This is a genomic window from Priestia sp. P5_B4, from assembly GCF_056400385.1.
In genome coordinates, this window is sequence record NZ_JBFULJ010000764.1 from 1 (window position 1) to 1,849 (window position 1,849).

The 1,849-nt window shown below is 34.2% G+C and carries 3 protein-coding genes; 1 reads left to right on the forward strand and 2 read right to left on the reverse strand.

The annotated features are described in order from the left end of the window. Positions 1 to 521 precede the first annotated feature (521 nt). Positions 522 to 1,019, reverse strand: coding sequence for a tetratricopeptide repeat protein (locus AC1DRF_RS25695; protein ID WP_230184466.1), 498 nt, complete (start codon positions 1,017 to 1,019; stop codon positions 522 to 524). 174 nt (positions 1,020 to 1,193) lie between these two features. Between AC1DRF_RS25695 and AC1DRF_RS25700 the strand changes: the two genes are divergently transcribed. Then, the gene (locus tag AC1DRF_RS25700) at positions 1,194 to 1,280 is read left to right on the forward strand and encodes a YjcZ family sporulation protein (protein ID WP_016765201.1); all 87 of its coding nucleotides are present in this window, start codon (positions 1,194 to 1,196) and stop codon (positions 1,278 to 1,280) included. 187 nt (positions 1,281 to 1,467) lie between these two features. Here the strand turns inward: AC1DRF_RS25700 and AC1DRF_RS25705 are convergent, their stop codons facing one another. Continuing rightward, positions 1,468 to 1,548 carry a YjcZ family sporulation protein gene (locus AC1DRF_RS25705; RefSeq protein ID WP_016765202.1) on the reverse strand — a complete coding sequence of 27 codons (81 nt, stop codon included), beginning with the start codon at positions 1,546 to 1,548 and terminating at the stop codon, positions 1,468 to 1,470. Positions 1,549 to 1,849: the final 301 nt, after the last annotated feature.

Below are 1,849 nucleotides of genomic sequence, written 5' to 3' on the forward strand. Positions count from 1 at the left end.
GGTGTAGCACCTCGTTTCATTGAATGGTCGACACCCGGAACTTCAGCAGCAGCTGGTGTGACAACTAAACTTAAACTAAATAATGCAATAACCAACATCTTCATAACCTTCACCTGGGTCTCCTCCTTCAAATACATTATTTCACATCGTCTGAAACGATGGATTTCACAAAGAATAAATTGGTTTATTATGATATTTTTTACATATGTGTATAAATAAAAAGCAAAGTAAATCAGACCTTTGCTTTTTTTAGTTAGTCGCATGTTTAACTTTTCTCTATTCATTTACAATTATCTATATTTTCTAACAATTTATCCATAGGCTGATAGTTTCTTACTATTTTTGGAATTATGTAGACTGAACGCTCTAATAATGTAGAAAATCTAGCAGTTAAGAAGTCGTTGGACTTACATGCACTTCTTAAAATTTCTATAAATATTCTTATTGTTATATAAAAAGCAATTCTTTATGAAAATCAGCATATGTTTCCTAAAAACCAAAAATAAAACAGGACTTTTGATTCACCGTCCTGTTTGCAGCATGTTTTCGACTTTTTTAATATCCGCGTGAGTAGGATTGATTTCCCGGGCATAAGCGATTTGTTCTTTCGCTTTTTCCATTTCTTTTAATTGAATATAGGTTTTTGCGAGTTCGAGCGGTAGCATAACCCCTTCAAAACCAAGATCTTGGGCCCGCTGCAAGTAAGACAGCGATTTTTCATAATTCCCTCCAAACATAAGCGGAGTTTCCCGGTATTTTATTCCTCGAACGAAATGTGCCAAGCTTGAAGATGGATTTAATGTTAATGCCTGATGAAGAGCTCTGTCCATTTCTAAATTTAATACCATTTTTTCAAAAATAATTGATTCTTCGATTTGCTTTGCTAAACAAACCGCTAAGTAACAGTACAAATCAGATGCTTGAGGTTTTTTCTTCATTTCTTGTTGAATTTCACGTTTGATCTCTTTCCACTTACCCTCTTCTAGCTGATTCATGACGTATTCTACATGTATTCCCACCACTTTGCCCTCCTTTTCCTCTTTATCATAAAGGATTTCTGCACAAATGAAAAAAGTAAGTGTTCTTCATTTTTCTCAAAAGATCGTTACCGTTAAAAAATAGGCAAATTTCTCAATCAGTTAACCCAATTAGTACATAGGATATAGAGAATTTTATTAAAGGAGGTTACACATATGGGCGCAAAAGGCGGTTTTGGTTTTTCATTTATCGTTGTTTTATTTATTCTATTAGTAATCGTAGGATGTTCTTGCTACTACTAATTTTTAGAGGGGATGAACATCATTCATCCTCTTATTTCAAAAAAAACCATGCTTTCGCATGGCTACATACCGATTAGATGAATGAGTAGAGGAACTCATTGTTCGGCAATATTGAAGAAATTTTTGGTTTTTACTTCCGCCTAGTATGCCCTTTTTGACGGGGGCTATGCGCAAATAAAGTTAACGTTTAAAAGCGAAAGCCAGACGCACCTACAATAACAAGTAAAACAAATAACACAACGATTAACGCAAAATTTTGTTTTCCCACGTACCATCCCTCACTTCCTGTTATCTGCTTTTAGTGTATGCAACAGCTTGGCAAAATGTTTAGGACAGGGGTGCGGATTTTTTCAACGAGAAAAACCTTCAAATTTCGTCAAAAAAGTGAATCATATTTTTGTTTCTTTCGTTATATATAGTAAGAGATTTTTTTACTATAAAAAAGGGGGGCCTTTAATGCGCCGACATTCTAAATTGCCCATTGTTCTTGTCTTTGCCTTCTTTTTATTCATCGCAACTGTTTTGTGCGTAACCTCTTATATGTCTTGAACGTATTAATAATATAAAAA

Bases quoted from the DNA above. Each gene is read 5' to 3' on its own strand.
- AC1DRF_RS25700 (WP_016765201.1), top strand. From the start codon at position 1,194: ATGGGCGCAAAAGGCGGTTTTGGTTTTTCATTTATCGTTGTTTTATTT.